The organism is Helicobacter pylori (assembly GCF_011175115.1).
Lineage (GTDB): Bacteria > Campylobacterota > Campylobacteria > Campylobacterales > Helicobacteraceae > Helicobacter > Helicobacter pylori_DF.
This window is the reverse complement of sequence record NZ_SHOW01000004.1, coordinates 15,212-29,368: the sequence shown is the minus strand read 5'-3', so window position 1 is coordinate 29,368 and position 14,157 is coordinate 15,212. Positions and strand designations below refer to the sequence as shown.

Sequence of the window (14,157 nt, the reverse complement as noted above, 5' to 3'; positions counted from 1 at the left end):
TTAAGCACTCTCTTGAAAGTAGTTTGAAACTTTGGGTGAGTTGTTAATAGGTTCGCCTACACATTCTTTGTCTTTTAAAGCCTTTAAGAGATTTTTCTTCACAATGGCTGTTTGATAGAAACAAAGATTAGAAGGAATGTCTTTGTTTGTTAAGTCTTTGTAAGTTAGAGTGTAAGTGGTATTAGGATTAGAAATAGGCGTGAATTTTAAAACAACATTATTAACTCTTTGCATAAGCTCTTGGCTAGGAATATGCATAACACATTCTTTGTTGTTAATTTTTACTCTCTCAATTTCTTTGGCAAACTTTTCTAAGAAACGCATAATCTGTAAGAAAAAAGGCGATGGGATATTGTTCTTTTGATTAGCTCCTACGGAGTTATAGCCCTCTAATTCTCTGTAATCTTTAAGATACACATACAAGTATCTTTGTTTTCCTTTAATGACTTCAATAAAACCTTGCTCTTCTAATATATTGACATTCTTTCTTAGAGTTCTTGCTACAACTTGCAAAAACATTTTGGCGTAATGTCTATCTAGGGCAATCTTATTAGACTTAGCATTAAATGCGAGCTTGTAGAGTATGTCTAATAATCTTTTAGCTCCTTGTCCGCCTACAAAGCTTATAGAACCTTGCTCATGCATAATGCTAGGATTAAAGAGTTTGTAGTCTAAATCTTTTTTAAATTTGAAATAATGCTCATGCGTGTTTTTAGCATAAGCAAGATTTGCCTTATAAAGTGTGTTTAACTCATCTTTATCTAAATTAGGTTTTAATGTTTTTGCCATAGTTTTCAAGTCCCTTTCTATGAGACTTAGAGACAGAAACTAACATTCTAGTAAGAATGTAATTTATAAAAAATCAATAATAAGGAGCCTATTTATAAAAAAAGAATAAAATATATATATATATAATATAGTAATTGCAATTATATAAACATCTCTCCCCTATTAATAATAAAATTGTAAAGAAAAATTTTTCCGATTTTTATTCTATAAACAAAATTTCAAAATTTATGGTAGAATACAGAAATAGTTTTTAAAAAGTTAGCATTAGAAAATTAAGAAGCTTAGAGCTAGCTAAATAATTACATTCTTTTAATGATAATCAGTTGAGTGAAATCGTTATTAGAGAGCAACAATACGGCTCTAAAGTCCAAGCCATGCTGTATTTTTGCTTTTCTATTTTGGAGTTAAAAACCGCTACCCCTTTATTAAATAGAACCGCTGCACTCAAAGAACATGCCCTTTTAACTATCCATAAAACCAACGCTCTTATGTTTTTAGAAATACTTAAAATTTTTGGACTTTTAAGCCAAGCGCACCATAGCGATGTGTTAAAGATTTTAGAAAAAATACTTCAAAATTAACAATGATACAAATTGTTAGAAAGGGAATATCCAACGCTATAAGCTTTAGGCGAGGTAAACCCGTTTATGGGAAATAACCATGCATCAATAAAACGCGCTTCATAAAGCTATAAAAACAGGGCTAGGCTTTAAACTTGTATCGTTTTTCTTTAATGGCTTATGTTATACTAATAAAATACAGATTCAATTGAAGGCATTAAACAACTGCATGGTATTTTTTCATAAGAAAATTATTTTAAATTTTATCTATTCTTTAATGGTTGCTTTTTTATTCCCTTTATCCTATGGGGTTCTTTTAAAAGCCGATGGAATGGCTAAAAAGCAAACTTTATTGGTGGGCGAAAGGCTTGTGTGGGATAAGCTCACGCTGTTAGGGTTTTTAGAAAAAAACCATATCTCTCAAAAACTCTACTACAACCTGAGCTCTCAAGATAAAGAATTGAGCGCTGAAATCCAAAGCAATGTTACCTACTACACCTTAAGAGATGCTAACAACACGCTCATTCAAGCCCTTATCCCTATAAGCCAGGATTTACAAATCCATATTTACAAAAAAGGGGAGGATTATTTTTTAGACTTTATCCCCATTATTTTCACTCGTAAAGAAAAAACCCTCCTTCTTTCTTTACAAACTTCGCCCTATCAAGATATTATCAAAGCCACCAATGACCCCCTTTTAGCCAACCAATTGATGAACGCGTATAAAAAAAGCGTGCCTTTTAAACGCTTAGCAAAAAACGATAAAATCGCTATCATTTATACAAGAGATTATCGTGTGGGGCAAGCGTTTGGCCAACCAACCATTAAAATAGCCATGATTAGCTCTCGTTTGCACCAATACTATCTTTTTTCCCATTCAAACGGGCGTTATTACGATTCAAAAGCGCAAGAAGTGGCAGGGTTTTTATTAGAAACTCCGGTGAAATACACCCGCATTTCTTCGCCTTTTTCTTATGGGAGATTCCATCCTGTCTTAAAAGTCAAACGGCCTCATTACGGCGTGGATTATGCGGCTAAACATGGCAGTTTGATCCATTCTGCTTCAGATGGCCGTGTGGGTTTTATAGGGGTTAAGGTGGGGTATGGGAAAGTGGTTGAAGTCCATTTGAATGAATTGCGCTTGGTGTATGCTCACATGAGCATGTTTGCTAAGGGGTTGAAAAAAGGATCGTTCGTTAAAAAAGGGCAAATCATAGGAAGAGTGGGAAGCACGGGTTTAAGCACCGGGCCGCATTTGCATTTTGGCGTGTATAAAAACTCCCGCCCCATTAATCCTTTAGGCTATATCCGCACCGCTAAAAGCAAATTACACGGCAAACAAAGAGAGGTTTTTTTAGAAAAAGCTCATCATTCTAAGCAAAAATTAGAAGAACTTCTAAAAACCCATTCCTTTGAAAAAAATTCATTTTATCTTTTGGAGGGTTTTTAATGTCTTATTTTAAGAATGCTTTCAACCAAAAATCTTTAATAGATGATTCTAGTGTGTATTTAGAGCCTTGTTCTAGCTCTAATTTCATAGAATTAAAACGCATGCATTATAATGAAGAGAATACTAAGAAAACATGGGATATTATTAAGTCTTTAGATAGTGTGGCGGTTTTACTCTATGAAAAAGAATCCGATTGTTTTGTGATTGTGAAACAATTCCGCCCAGCCATTTATGCACGCCATTTTCATTTTAAGCGCGATCAAGATCAAAATATTGACGGATACACTTATGAATTGTGCGCGGGGCTTGTGGATAAAGCTAATAAGAGTTTAGAAGAAATCGCTTGCGAAGAAGCGCTAGAAGAATGCGGTTATCAAATTAGCCCTAAAAATTTAGAAACCATAGGCCAATTTTATAGCGCGACCGGGTTGAGCGGGAGTTTGCAAACGCTCTATTACGCTGAAGTGTGCGCGGATTTGAGGGTTTCAAAGGGTGGGGGGATTGATGCCGAAAAGATTGAAGTGCTGTTTTTAGAGCGATCAAAAGCTTTTGATTTTGTAATGGATTTTCAATACGCTAAAACCACCGGATTGTCTTTAGCCATTTTATGGCATTTAAAAAAGTTTAAAAATGTTTAAAAGGAATTTTATGTTAAGGCTTTTGATAGGACTTCTTCTAATGAGTTTTATAAGCTTGCAATCAGCCTCTTGGCAAGAACCCTTAAGAGTGAGTATAGAATTTGTGGATTTGCCTAAAAAAATCATTCGTTTTCCGGCTCATGATTTGCAAGTGGGGGAGTTTGGTTTTGTCGTTACTAAACTTTCAGATTATGAAATCGTTAATTCTGAAGTGGTCATTATTGCCGTTGAAAATGGAGTCGCAACGGCTAAATTCAGAGCGTTTGAGTCTATGAAACAAAGGCATTTACCCACTCCAAGAATGGTCGCTAGAAAGGGCGATTTAGTCTATTTTAGGCAATTCAACAACCAAGCGTTTTTAATCGCTCCTAATGATGAACTCTATGAGCAAATCAGAGCGACCAACACCGATATTAATTTTATTAGCTCTGATTTGTTGGTTACTTTTTTGAATGGGTTTGACCCAAAAATCGCTAATTTAAGAAAAGCGTGCAACGTTTATAGCGTGGGGGTGATTTATATTGTAACCACGAACACGCTCAATATTTTAAGCTGTGAGAGTTTTGAAATTTTAGAAAAAAGAGAGCTGGATACAAGCGGTGTTACTAAAACTTCTACGCCGTTTTTTTCTAGGGTTGAGGGCATTGATGCAGGCACGCTAGGGAAACTTTTTTCAGGCAGTCAGTCTAAAAATTACTTCGCTTACTATGACGCTTTAGTGAAAAAAGAAAAACGCAAAGAAGTGAGGATTAAAAAGCAAGAAGAAAGGATTGATTCTAGAGAAATTAAACGAGAAATCAAGCAAGAAGCCATTAAAGAGCCTAAAAAAGCCAATCAAAGCACAGAAAACGCTCCTACTTTAGAAGAGAAAAACTACCAAAAAGCAGAGCGAAAACTTGATTCTAAAGAAGAAAGGCGCTATTTAAGAGATGAAAGGAAAAAAGCCAAAGCCACCAAAAAGGCTATGGAATTGGAAGAAAGAGAAAAAGAGCATGATGAAAGAGACGAAAAAGAGACTGAAGGAAGAAGAAAAGCTTTAGAAATGGATAAAGGCAATGAAAAAGTCAATGCCAAAGAAAACGAGCGAGAAATCAATCAAGAATCCGCTAATGAGCCAAGTAGTGAAAACAACGCCACTCCAAAAGACACAGAAAACGCTTCTGTCTTAAAAGAGAGTGCCGCTAAAAAAGAAGCGTCAAAACCAAGCTCTAAGGAGGAAAAACGCCGCTTGAAAGAAGAAAAGAAAAAAGCCAAAGCCGAACAAAGGGCAAAAGAATTTGAACAAAGAGCGAGAGAACATCAAGAAAGAGATGAAAAAGAGCTTGAAGAAAGAAGAAAAGCTTTAGAAATGAATAAGAAGTAGGCCCATGTTAGAGAAGCAACACATCCAATACTTTAAAAACCTGGTAGGGGGAGAGGATTTTTTCACCGATTTAGCGCATTTGAACGCTTATTGTTATGACGCTACCAAAGAAAGGCATTTGCCTAGCGGCGTGATTTTCCCTAAAAACGAGCGAGAAATCAGCCAGATTTTAAAATACTGCAACGAGCATCGCCTTATCGTTGTGCCTAGGGGGGCTGGGAGCGGTTTTACAGGGGGGGCGTTGAGCGTGAGCGGGGGGCTAGTTTTAAGCGTAGAAAAGCATTTGGATAAGATTTTAGAGATTGACACTAAAAATTTAATCGCTAGAGTAGAACCGGGCGTGATTAACAAGCATTTCCAAAACGAAGTGGAAAAATTGGATTTATTCTACCCCCCAGATCCAGCGAGCGAGAATCAAAGCACTTTAGGGGGGAATGTCGCTGAAAATGCCGGTGGCATGCGCGCGGCTAAATACGGCATCACTAAAGATTATGTCATGGCTTTAAGGGTGGTTTTAGCGAATGGTGAAATCATAAGGGCGGGCAAAAAAACGATCAAAGATGTCGCCGGTTTTAATGTTGCAGGGCTGATGATCGCTAGTGAGGGGTGTTTGGGCGTGATTTCTGAAATCACTTTAAAGCTTTTAGCCAAACCGCCCCTAAAACAAAGCGCGATGGGGGTTTTTAACCATATTGAAGACGCCATGAACGCCGTTTATAAGGCAATGAGCAGCGGCGTTACGCCTGTGGCGATGGAATTTTTGGATAATTTGAGCATCAAAGCGGTTGAAGAACGATTTTCTAAAGGCTTACCCAAAGACGCTGGAGCGATACTCATCACTCAAGTGGATGGCGTGGTTAAAGAGCAGATTGCATGGCAACTCAATGAGATAGAAAAGCATTTCAAAGCCAATGGGTGCGTGGGTTTTAAGATCGCTCAAAACGAACAAGAAGAGCAGGATTTATGGTTTTCAAGGCGTAACGCTTCCCAAAGCATTAGCGTTTATGGTAAAAAGAAATTGAATGAAGACGTGACCGTTCCTAGGGCGAGCTTGCCGAGTTTGTTGCAAGAAGTCGCCAAAATCAGCCAAAAATACGGCTTTAAAATCCCTTGTTTTGGGCATACGGGCGATGGTAATGTGCATGTGAATATCATGCTAGAAGATCCTAAAAGGGATTTAGAAAAAGGCCATAAGGCTATGGAAGAGATTTTTCAGGCCGCTATTAGTTTGGAGGGGACTTTAAGCGGGGAGCATGGCATAGGCTTGTCTAAAGCCAAATTCATGCCTTTAGCGTTTAATCATAGTGAAATGGAGCTTTTTAGGAACATTAAAAAAGCCCTTGATCCTAACAATATTTTAAACCCTTTTAAAATGGGGTTGTAAGATTTAAAGCAAGGAAAGCACATGAAAATCGGTGTTTATGGAGCGAGCGGTCGTATAGGGAAACTGCTTTTAGAAGAATTAAAAGGGGGGTATAAGGGATTAGCGCTATCTAGCGTGTTTGTCAGACAAAAATGCGAAACGGATTTCAGTTCTTTTTCGCACGCCCCTTTAGTAACCAATGATTTAAAAGCGTTTGTAAGAGCTTGCGAATGCGTGATTGATTTTTCTTTGCCTAAAGGCGTGGATCATTTGCTAGAGACTCTTTTAGAATGCCCTAAAATTTTAGTTTCTGGAACGACCGGTTTAGAAAAAGAAACGCTAGAAAAAATGCAACAATTAGCCTTAAAAACGCCGCTTTTGCATGCGCACAACATGTCTATAGGGATTATGATGCTCAACCAATTAGCTTTTTTAGCTTCTTTGAAATTAAAAGATGCGGATATTGAAATTATAGAAACGCACCACAATCTCAAAAAAGACGCCCCGAGCGGCACGGCGTTGAGTTTGTATGAAACTTGCGCTAAGGCTAGGGGGTATGATGAAAAAAACGCTCTTACCACTCACAGAAAAGGTTTGCGCTCTAAAGAAAGCATTGGCATAGCCGCTTTAAGGGGGGGCGATGTCGCTGGGAAGCACACGATAGGGTTTTATTTAGAGGGCGAATACATAGAGCTTAGCCATACGGCGACTAACCGATCTATTTTTGCTAAAGGGGCTTTAGAAGTGGCTCTATGGCTTAAAGATAAGGCCGCTAAAAAATATGAAATCAGCGAAATGTTTGGTTGAACGCTTGAACCTTTTTTGTATAAATGGTTCATGCTTCTATAATGAAATACCGCTCTTTGTTAGCCTTATTAAAGGGCTTTTACTATACTATAAGGCTTGCATTAAAAGGGTTTGTTTTGTAAGGATTGATCTTGCCTTGGGTTAGTAACATATATAATATTTGGCATTTTTTCATTAATATTGAAAAAGTCCGATCGTTGCAAGCGTCTAAAGGCTAGGAACGATTCACATTTTTACCCATAATTAACAAAAACTTGCTAGAATAGACAAATTTTAACAAGAAAAGAAATTAAGAAATGAGCCTTTAAGAAGAAATAAATGCAATGCTAAAATATGGTTGGAAGCAAGGTGGGCGCATGAAGCGTTCTAAAAATAGTTTGGTTTGTGTGTGCCATACTTATTGTAGTATGTAAGTATGTATTTGTAATTAAGCGTTTGTGATCCGCATGGGAAACAAAATGGAAAACAAATCAATAGGACAGATTTTCAAAGACAGCTTCAAAAAAAGTTTCTTTAGTGGTCTATGGAGTTGCTTAAAATGGAGCTTTATTCTCACTCTGATCAGCTTGGGTTTGTTTCTGCTTGTTTTTAGGTTTCAACCTGAGACGATTAAAAAATACATCAAAGATCCTAAAGATCTACAATTCTACAACGACTTGAGAAAGAAAAATGGTTGGGACAAGTAGGTTTATTGTTCCTGAATGATGTCAGTTGCCAAACAAAAGCGTCGGTTTTGATTTAAATTATGAAGTAGCGCTTGTATGAATAGTATAAAAATACTTTTTTTTTGATATACTCAAACGATTGATTTCAATTTGAAAGGAAACGCATGAAATTTTTTACAAGAATCACTGACAGCCACAAGAAAGTTGTAGTAACTTTAGGGCTAGCGATGACAACCAATCCTTTAATGGCGGTCACCAGTCCTGCAACAGGCGTCACTGAGACTAAAACTTTGGTTATTCAGATCATTTCTGTTCTAGCGATCGTAGGGGGGTGCGCTTTAGGGGTCAAAGGCATAGCAGATATTTGGAAAATCTCTGATGACATCAAAAGAGGTCAGGCGACTGTTTTTGCTTACGCGCAGCCCATAGCTATGTTAGCAGTGGCAGGCGGTATTATCTATTTGAGCACTAAGTTTGGCTTCAATATTGGCGAAAGTGGAGGAGCTAGCTAAATTGATCAACAATAATAGTAATAAAAAACTAAGAGACTTTTTTTTGAAAGTTCTCTTAAGTCTCGTTGTTTTCAGTTCGTATGGGTCAGCAAATGACGATAATCAAGCCAAAAAAGAAGCACTAGAAAAAGAAAAAAACACTCCCAATGGGCTTGTTTATACGAATTTAGATTTTGATAGTTTCAAAGCGACTATCAAAAATTTGAAAGACAAGAAAGTAACTTTCAAAGAAGTCAATCCCGATATTATCAAAGATGAAGTTTTTGACTTCGTGATTGTCAATAGAGTCCTTAAAAAAATAAAGGATTTGAAGCATTACGATCCAATTATTGAAAAAATCTTTGATGAAAAGGGTAAAGAAATGGGATTGAATGTAGAATTACAGATCAATCCTGAAGTGAAAGACTTTTTTACTTTCAAAAGCATCAGCACGACCAACAAACAACGCTGCTTTCTGTCATTGCGCGGAGAAACAAGAGAAATTTTATGCGATGATAAGCTATATAATGTTTTATTGGCCGTATTCAATTCTTATGATCCTAATGATCTTTTGAAACATATTAGCACCGTAGAGTCTCTCAAAAAAATCTTTTATACGATTACATGTGAAGCGGTATATCTATAAAGAGAGAGGTGTTTGTGGCAAGCAAGCAGGCTGATGAACAAAAAAAGCTAATTATAGAGCAAGAGGTTCAAAAGCGGCAGTTTCAAAAAATAGAAGAGCTTAAAGCAGACATGCAAAAGGGTGTCAATCCCTTTTTTAAAGTCTTGTTTGATGGGGGGAATAGGTTGTTTGGTTTCCCTGAAACTTTTATTTATTCCTCTATATTTATATTGTTTGTAACAATTGTATTATCTGTTATTCTTTTTCAAGCCTATGAACCTGTTTTGATTGTGGCGATTGTTATTGTGCTTGTAGCTCTTGGATTCAAGAAAGATTATAGGCTTTATCAAAGAATGGAGCGAGCGATGAAATTTAAAAAACCTTTTTTGTTTAAGGGCGTGAAAAACAAAGCATTCATGAGCATTTTTTCCATGAAGCCTAGTAAAGAAATGGCTAATGACATCCACTTAAATCCAAACAGAGAAGACAGACTTGTGAGTGCTGCAAACTCCTATTTGGCGAATAACTATGAATGTTTTTTAGATGATGGGGTGATCCTTACTAACAACTATTCTCTTTTAGGCACAATCAAATTGGGGGGCATTGATTTTTTAACCACTTCCAAAAAAGATCTCATAGAGTTACACGCTTCTATTTATAGCGTTTTTAGGAATTTTGTTACCCCTGAATTCAAATTTTATTTTCACACTATTAAAAAGAAAATCGTTATTGATGAAACCAATAGGGATTATGGTCTTATTTTTTCTAATGATTTCATGCGAGCCTATAATGAGAAGCAAAAGAGAGAAAGTTTTTATGATATTAGTTTTTATCTCACCATAGAGCAAGATTTATTAGACACTCTCAATGAACCCGTTATGAATAAAAAGCATTTTGCAGACAATAATTTTGAAGAGTTTCAAAGGATTATTAGAGCCAAGCTTGAAAACTTCAAGGATAGGATAGAGCTCATAGAAGAGCTACTGAGTAAATACCACCCCATTAGATTAAAAGAATACACCAAAGATGGCATTATTTACTCCAAACAATGCGAATTTTACAATTTTCTTGTGGGAATGAATGAAGCCCCTTTTATTTGCAACCGAAAAGACTTGTATCTCAAAGAAAAAATGCATGGTGGGGTGAAAGAAGTTTATTTTGCTAATAAGCATGGAAAAATCTTAAACGATGATTTGAGTGAAAAATATTTTAGCGCTATTGAGATTAGTGAATACGCCCCTAAATCACAGAGCGATTTGTTTGATAAAATCAACGCTCTAGACAGCGAATTTATCTTTATGCATGCTTATTCGCCTAAAAACTCACAAGTTTTAAAGGACAAACTGGCTTTCACCTCTAGAAGAATTATTATTAGTGGAGGCTCTAAAGAGCAGGGCATGACTTTGGGTTGCTTGAGCGAATTAGTGGGTAATGGTGATATTACGCTAGGCAGTTATGGTAATTCTTTAGTGCTGTTTGCTGATAGCTTTGAAAAAATGAAACAAAGCGTTAAGGAATGCGTCTCTAGTCTTAACGCTAAAGGTTTTTTAGCCAACGCAGCGACTTTCTCTATGGAAAATTACTTTTTTGCCAAACATTGCTCTTTTATCACGCTTCCTTTTATTTTTGATGTAACTTCTAACAATTTTGCTGACTTCATAGCGATGAGAGCGATGAGTTTTGATGGCAAAGAAGAGAATAACGCTTGGGGTAATAGCGTGATAACGCTAAAAAGCGAGATCAATTCGCCTTTTTATTTGAACTTCCACATGCCCACTGATTTTGGTTCAGCTTCAGCAGGACACACTTTGATACTTGGCTCAACCGGTTCAGGTAAGACAGTGTTTATGTCCATGACCTTGAACGCTATGGGACAATTTGTTCACAATTTTCCTACTAATGTCAGTAAAGACAAGCAAAAGCTCACTATGGTCTATATGGATAAAGATTATGGCGCTTATGGGAATATTGTCGCAATGGGTGGGGAGTATGTCAAGATTGAGCTAGGGACAGATACAGGATTAAATCCTTTTGCTTGGGCGGCTTGCGTGCAAAAAACAGATGCAACAATGGAACAAAAACAAACGGCTATTTCTGTTGTCAAAGAGCTTGTGAAAAACCTAGCGACCAAAAGCGATGAAAAAGATGAAAATGGCAACAGCGTCTCTTTTAGCCTAGCCGATTCTAACACGCTTGCAGCGGCAGTAACCAACCTTATCACAGGAGATATGAACCTAGATTATCCCATCACTCAACTTATTAACGCTTTTGGAAAAGACCATAATGATCCTAATGGGCTTGTCGCGCGATTAGCGCCTTTTTGCAAATCAACCAATGGTGAATTTCAATGGCTTTTTGATAATAAAGCAACAGATCGCTTAGATTTTTCAAAAACGATTATTGGCGTTGATGGGTCAAGTTTCTTAGACAATAATGATGTTTCGCCCTTTATTTGTTTTTACCTTTTCGCTCGTATCCAAGAGGCAATGGATGGGCGTAGATTTGTCTTAGATATTGATGAAGCTTGGAAATATTTAGGCGATCCAAAGGTCGCTTATTTTGTAAGAGACATGTTAAAAACTGCAAGGAAAAGAAACGCTATTGTTAGACTTGCGACTCAAAGCATCACTGATCTTTTGGCTTGCCCTATTGCTGATACGATTAGAGAACAATGCCCTACAAAGATTTTTTTGAGAAACGATGGGGGTAATCTTTCTGATTACCAAAGATTAGCTAATGTTACAGAAAAAGAATTTGAAATCATCACTAAGGGGCTGGATAGGAAAATCCTCTACAAACAGGATGGAAGCCCTAGCGTTATCGCTAGTTTTAATTTGAGAGGCATTCCTAAAGAATATTTGAAAATTTTATCCACAGATACTGTATTTGTCAAAGAAATTGACAAGATTATCCAAAACCATAGTATCATAGATAAATATCAGGCCTTGAGGCAAATGTATCAACAAATAAAGGAGTATTAAAATGAAACAAAGTTTGCGCGAACAAAAATTATTGAAAATTTTGGAAAATGATGTCTTGACGATTTTGGATAGTTTTTCTAATTACCTTTTTGAACTGAGAGAGGAATTGGACTTCATAGAAGAAGAAATGGAAGGTGAAATCACTGAACAAAACCTTACCGCTCTTTATGATTTTTCTAATTTCTTAGAAGACCATGTCAATGTATTTTATGAGAATGTTTTGAATATAGATGATGTCAAAACAGAACACCTTTATTCAGGTCTCATAGATAGTCTTAACGCTAATCTTCACTTTGTCAAGTCATTTCTCAGTAATCAGGATTTAGACTTCCGCTTTTTTAAAGAAATAAACGATGGGCAAGATCCCCAAAAAACATTATCAAGATTGATTCCTCTTCAAAGTGGGAAAAATGATGCAAGCTCGTTTAAAGCCAATAATTCTTTTGTTTCATTAGTTTATGTTTATGCTTACTTCATGCTAGAAACTATCAGGCAGTCGTATAGGATTCTCAGATTACTAGAAAAACCTATCAATAACAACATAAGCGAGGATATGCAGAACGATATAGAGAATTTTTTTGTTCAAGCAAATTTTTTAGAATACTATGTTCAGAACAAAATATACCCAACCAATCATGCCTATGACTTCACGCATTTGATCATGGACTCCATTATTCCTAATTGGATTCAAACTGATATGAGCGTTGAAGCTAAAAAGAAAGAGCTTTTTGAAAAATATTTTCAAAACATTGATGAAGTAACAAACAAAATGCTCGATCAAGAAAATCAAAACAAAAACAGCGATTGAGTGGTGTTAATGCGCTAGAATAATGCTAAAAATAAGAATAAAGGAGTCAAAAATATGAAAACGAACTTTTATAAAATTAAATTACTATTTGCTTGGTGTCTTATCATTGGCATGTTTAACGCTCCGCTTAACGCTGACCAAAACACGGATATAAAAGATATTAGTCCTGAAGATATGGCGCTAAATAGCGTGGGGCTTGTTTCTAGAGATCAGCTAAAAATAGAGATCCCTAAAGAAACCCTAGAGCAAAAAGTGGCCATACTCAATGACTATAATGATAAGAATGTTAATATCAAGTTTGACGACATAAGTTTAGGGAGTTTTCAACCTAATGATAATCTAGGTATCAATGCGATGTGGGGCATTCAAAATCTTCTCATGAGCCAAATGATGGGCGATTACGGTCCAAACAATCCTTTCATGTATGGTTATGCACCAACATACTCAGATTCATCGTTTTTACCACCGATCTTAGGGTATTAACTAGGAGGGTATTAACATGGCAGGTACACAAGCTATATATGAATCATCTTCTGCAGGGTTCTTATCGCAAGTCTCCTCAATCATCTCAAGCACAAGTGGTGTTGCAGGGCCATTTGCAGGAATAGTAGCGGGTGCTATGACAGCAGCGATTATTCCTATTGTTGTGGGATTTACTAATCCACAAATGACCGCTATCATGACCCAATACAATCAAAGCATCGCTGAAGCTGTAAGCGTGCCTATGAAAGCTGCTAACCAACAATACAACCAATTGTATCAAGGTTTTAACGATCAAAGCATGGCTGTGGGGAACAATATCTTAAATATCAGCAAATTAACAGGGGAATTTAACGCACAAGGCAACACGCAAGGCGCGCAAATTGGTGCTGTTAATAGTCAGATTGCGAGCATTTTAGCGAGTAACACTACCCCTAAAAATCCTAGCGCTATTGAAGCTTATGCGACGAATCAAATTGCTGTTCCTAGCGTGCCAACAACGGTTGAAATGATGAGCGGTATATTAGGCAATATTACAAGCGCAGCGCCAAAATACGCCCTAGCTCTACAAGAGCAACTGCGTTCTCAAGCAAGCAACAGCTCAATGAATGATACAGCCGATTCCCTTGATAGCTGTACCGCTTTAGGCGCGCTTGTTGGCTCATCAAAAGTGTTTTTCAGTTGCATGCAAATTTCTATGACTCCTATGAGTGTTTCTATGCCCACTGTTTATGCTAAATACCAAGCGTTAGCCACTAATGCCCTAACTTCAGGCGTTAATCCTATGACCACCCCTGCATGCCCTATTGGGGACAAAGTTCTTGCCGTCTATTGCTATGCTGAGAAAGTAGCAGAAATTTTGAGAGAATACTATATAGAATTTGTGAAAAACAATACCAATTTGTTGCAGAACGCTTCTCAAATGATACTCGGTCAATCAGGATTAGCTACTAGCACCTATGACACTCAAGCGATTTCTAACATAAGCTCGCTATATAATTACAATATAGTAGCGAATAAATCTTTTTTGAAATCGCATTTGACTTACCTTGATTACATCAAAGACAAGCTTAAGGGGCAAAAAGATAGCTACTTAACAGAAAGGGTGCAAACTAAAATAATCGTGAAGTGAGGAAA

14 protein-coding genes and 1 pseudogene are annotated in these 14,157 nt (G+C 36.8%); 13 read left to right on the top strand and 2 right to left on the bottom strand.

Going from position 1 to position 14,157, the window contains the following annotated elements; all coding sequences use genetic code 11:
• On the bottom strand, nucleotides 1-789 hold the full coding sequence (locus tag EXS92_RS05145; protein WP_207633383.1) for an integrase: 789 nt from the start codon (nucleotides 787-789) through the stop codon (nucleotides 1-3).
• Between the two features lie 299 nt (nucleotides 790-1,088).
• On the opposite strand from EXS92_RS05145, the pseudogene EXS92_RS05140 reads away from it, so the two are divergent.
• The 12 genes and pseudogenes from EXS92_RS05140 to cagG form a co-directional block, all read left to right on the top strand.
• Nucleotides 1,089-1,370 (top strand): annotated as a pseudogene (locus EXS92_RS05140) (R.Pab1 family restriction endonuclease); the annotation flags it as partial.
• Nucleotides 1,371-1,578: 208 nt separating this feature from the next.
• Nucleotides 1,579-2,799 carry a peptidoglycan DD-metalloendopeptidase Csd3 gene (gene csd3 / locus EXS92_RS05135; RefSeq protein WP_165515767.1) on the top strand — a complete coding sequence of 407 codons (1,221 nt, stop codon included), beginning with the start codon at nucleotides 1,579-1,581 and terminating at the stop codon, nucleotides 2,797-2,799.
• Nucleotides 2,799-3,437, top strand: a complete 639-nt coding sequence (locus EXS92_RS05130) for an NUDIX hydrolase (protein WP_078289194.1) — start codon at nucleotides 2,799-2,801, stop codon at nucleotides 3,435-3,437. The genes csd3 and EXS92_RS05130 overlap by 1 nt, the downstream gene beginning before the upstream one ends.
• A gap of 10 nt (nucleotides 3,438-3,447) precedes the next feature.
• Nucleotides 3,448-4,800, top strand: coding sequence for a plasminogen-binding protein PgbA (pgbA, locus tag EXS92_RS05125; RefSeq protein ID WP_165515766.1), 1,353 nt, complete (start codon nucleotides 3,448-3,450; stop codon nucleotides 4,798-4,800).
• Nucleotides 4,801-4,804: 4 nt separating this feature from the next.
• A complete protein-coding gene (gene glcD, locus EXS92_RS05120; RefSeq protein WP_165515765.1) occupies nucleotides 4,805-6,184 on the top strand; it encodes a glycolate oxidase subunit GlcD in 1,380 nt (459 codons plus the stop codon).
• A gap of 21 nt (nucleotides 6,185-6,205) precedes the next feature.
• On the top strand, nucleotides 6,206-6,970 hold the full coding sequence (gene dapB, locus EXS92_RS05115; RefSeq protein ID WP_165515764.1) for a 4-hydroxy-tetrahydrodipicolinate reductase: 765 nt from the start codon (nucleotides 6,206-6,208) through the stop codon (nucleotides 6,968-6,970).
• A 458-nt stretch (nucleotides 6,971-7,428) separates the two neighbouring features.
• Nucleotides 7,429-7,656, top strand: coding sequence for a cag pathogenicity island protein B (cagB, locus tag EXS92_RS05110; protein ID WP_000428886.1), 228 nt, complete (start codon nucleotides 7,429-7,431; stop codon nucleotides 7,654-7,656).
• Nucleotides 7,657-7,799: 143 nt separating this feature from the next.
• Nucleotides 7,800-8,147, top strand: coding sequence for a cag pathogenicity island type IV secretion system protein CagC (gene cagC, locus EXS92_RS05105; RefSeq protein ID WP_165515763.1), 348 nt, complete (start codon nucleotides 7,800-7,802; stop codon nucleotides 8,145-8,147).
• 1 nt (nucleotide 8,148) lies between these two features.
• On the top strand, nucleotides 8,149-8,772 hold the full coding sequence (cagD, locus tag EXS92_RS05100; RefSeq protein WP_077648116.1) for a cag pathogenicity island type IV secretion system protein CagD: 624 nt from the start codon (nucleotides 8,149-8,151) through the stop codon (nucleotides 8,770-8,772).
• 8 nt (nucleotides 8,773-8,780) lie between these two features.
• Nucleotides 8,781-11,732: a cag pathogenicity island type IV secretion system ATPase CagE gene (cagE, locus tag EXS92_RS05095; RefSeq protein ID WP_165515762.1), complete on the top strand. Its 2,952-nt coding sequence runs from the start codon at nucleotides 8,781-8,783 to the stop codon at nucleotides 11,730-11,732.
• 1 nt (nucleotide 11,733) lies between these two features.
• Entirely contained in the window at nucleotides 11,734-12,540 is an 807-nt protein-coding gene (gene cagF, locus EXS92_RS05090; protein WP_079375799.1) for a type IV secretion system chaperone CagF, read from the top strand.
• A 54-nt stretch (nucleotides 12,541-12,594) separates the two neighbouring features.
• Nucleotides 12,595-13,023, top strand: a complete 429-nt coding sequence (gene cagG / locus EXS92_RS05085; protein WP_000855883.1) for a cag pathogenicity island type IV secretion system translocation protein CagG — start codon at nucleotides 12,595-12,597, stop codon at nucleotides 13,021-13,023.
• Here the strand turns inward: cagG and EXS92_RS08020 are convergent, their stop codons facing one another.
• Nucleotides 13,024-13,221 (bottom strand): hypothetical protein, encoded by a 198-nt coding sequence (locus EXS92_RS08020; RefSeq protein WP_000562366.1) that lies wholly within the window; start codon nucleotides 13,219-13,221, stop codon nucleotides 13,024-13,026.
• Here EXS92_RS08020 and EXS92_RS05080 point away from each other — a divergent pair.
• The gene (locus EXS92_RS05080; protein ID WP_001920864.1) at nucleotides 13,208-14,152 is read left to right on the top strand and encodes a hypothetical protein; all 945 of its coding nucleotides are present in this window, start codon (nucleotides 13,208-13,210) and stop codon (nucleotides 14,150-14,152) included. The genes EXS92_RS08020 and EXS92_RS05080 overlap by 14 nt on opposite strands.
• Nucleotides 14,153-14,157: the final 5 nt, after the last annotated feature.

Coding starts and splice junctions, on each gene's coding strand:
- cagG (WP_000855883.1), top strand. CDS start 12,595: ATGAAAACGAACTTTTATAAAATTAAATTACTATTTGCTTGGTGTCTT.
- pgbA (WP_165515766.1), top strand. CDS start 3,448: ATGTTAAGGCTTTTGATAGGACTTCTTCTAATGAGTTTTATAAGCTTG.
- glcD (WP_165515765.1), top strand. CDS start 4,805: ATGTTAGAGAAGCAACACATCCAATACTTTAAAAACCTGGTAGGGGGA.
- EXS92_RS08020 (WP_000562366.1), bottom strand. CDS start 13,221: ATGATAGCGGTCATTTGTGGATTAGTAAATCCCACAACAATAGGAATA.
- cagB (WP_000428886.1), top strand. CDS start 7,429: ATGGAAAACAAATCAATAGGACAGATTTTCAAAGACAGCTTCAAAAAA.
- dapB (WP_165515764.1), top strand. CDS start 6,206: ATGAAAATCGGTGTTTATGGAGCGAGCGGTCGTATAGGGAAACTGCTT.
- EXS92_RS05080 (WP_001920864.1), top strand. CDS start 13,208: ATGACCGCTATCATGACCCAATACAATCAAAGCATCGCTGAAGCTGTA.
- EXS92_RS05130 (WP_078289194.1), top strand. CDS start 2,799: ATGTCTTATTTTAAGAATGCTTTCAACCAAAAATCTTTAATAGATGAT.
- csd3 (WP_165515767.1), top strand. CDS start 1,579: ATGGTATTTTTTCATAAGAAAATTATTTTAAATTTTATCTATTCTTTA.
- EXS92_RS05145 (WP_207633383.1), bottom strand. CDS start 789: ATGGCAAAAACATTAAAACCTAATTTAGATAAAGATGAGTTAAACACA.
- cagC (WP_165515763.1), top strand. CDS start 7,800: ATGAAATTTTTTACAAGAATCACTGACAGCCACAAGAAAGTTGTAGTA.
- cagF (WP_079375799.1), top strand. CDS start 11,734: ATGAAACAAAGTTTGCGCGAACAAAAATTATTGAAAATTTTGGAAAAT.